The organism is Enterobacter sp. EGD-HP1, assembly GCF_000733275.2.
Taxonomy (GTDB): domain Bacteria; phylum Pseudomonadota; class Gammaproteobacteria; order Enterobacterales; family Enterobacteriaceae; genus Enterobacter.
Window position 1 is genome coordinate 1 of record NZ_AVOP01000026.1, and the last position, 1,294, is coordinate 1,294.

The 1,294-nt window shown below is 55.0% G+C and carries 1 protein-coding gene; it reads right to left on the reverse strand.

Translation table 11 applies throughout. The annotated features are described in order from the left end of the window. Positions 1-54: 54 nt before the first annotated feature. On the reverse strand, positions 55-1,212 hold the full coding sequence (locus N037_RS15590; RefSeq protein WP_032642027.1) for a DDE-type integrase/transposase/recombinase: 1,158 nt from the start codon (positions 1,210-1,212) through the stop codon (positions 55-57). Positions 1,213-1,294 lie beyond the last annotated feature (82 nt).

Here is a 1,294-nt window from a genome sequence, read left to right on the forward strand (position 1 = left end):
TGTATGACCGGATACATAGGTGACAGATCAGACCGGGAACATAGGTAACACTTTTTAGTCTATCCGGAGCACACTCTGGGTTTTTCGGTCGTAGTACGCAAGCGTTATTCCGTTAAAGATGATGGCCTCAAGGCCATCATCCTGTTCTTCCAGCATGATGTACTCATCAGTCAGCGCTTCACTCAGGAACACCGTCCCCTTTTTCCCCATATAAAGTGTTCCCCGCGATTTCACCCTGTAGACCGTACCGCCTTCCGGATACGCGTATTCAGGAACACTGCCATCCCAGTGCCGGTTCGAGGGTTTCCACACCGTTCCGGGCGTTGCGCCCGCCAGGGCTTCATGCGGCCTTTCGTGGTTAAACTCCTCCCGGTAGTCACTGAACCACCGCTGTTGTTCTTCCATCGTCATGAAGGTGTTGCCCTGTTTCACCGCACTTTTCAGGGAGCGGTGCATTCGCTCATGACGGCCGTTTTCTTCCGGATGCCCCTTCCTGATACGCTCCGGCCTGATGCCCAGCTTGATTAGCCAGACGGCAAGACGACTTAGTCCGGCTATCCCTGTTCCCGCGAAGGGCTGACCGTTATCGGTTCTGAGCACTTCCGGCAGACCGTACTCCAGGAACGCATCCGTCAGGCACTGTCTGACGAAGGGCTCACTCTCCCGGTCGGTTCCCCGGCAGCTCAGCAGATACCGGCTGTGATTGTCGGTCAGGGTGAAGGGATGACAGTATTCCCGGCTCAGCAGCCTGAACTTGCCTTTAAAATCAGCGCTCCAGACCTGATTGTTCTCACTGATGATGGTCAGGGGCTGGCGATTGCCCGGGGTTCGGCGTTTTCGCTTTTTATCCGGAACCAGGCCTTCACGCTTGAGGATATCGCCGATAGTGCTGGCAGCAGGGACGGTAAAATCGACGTGATGATTGAGCAGCCACATCCGCAGTTTTTTCGGACCCCAGTCAGGGTGTTTTTGCCTCAGGGCCGTAAGCTGCCCGGCGATATCATCAGGAACCGTCCGGGAGTGGGAGTGCGGAGCACGCGACCGGTCAGAGAGAGATGACAGGTCAGAGGGGTCAAAACGCTGAAGCCATTTGTAACCGGTTTTTCGGCTGATGCCGAAGAGACGGCAGAGGGCTGAAAAAGAATCCGTACCTGCATGGCAGGCACGGATAAAATCAAGGCGTTGCATAGGTCGGGTCTCAGTCCAGGGCATAGCGAGTCTCCTCTTCTATGCCAGTTATAACTGTTACCCATGTATCCGGTCTAAAGTGTTACCCATGTTTCCGGTTCATACC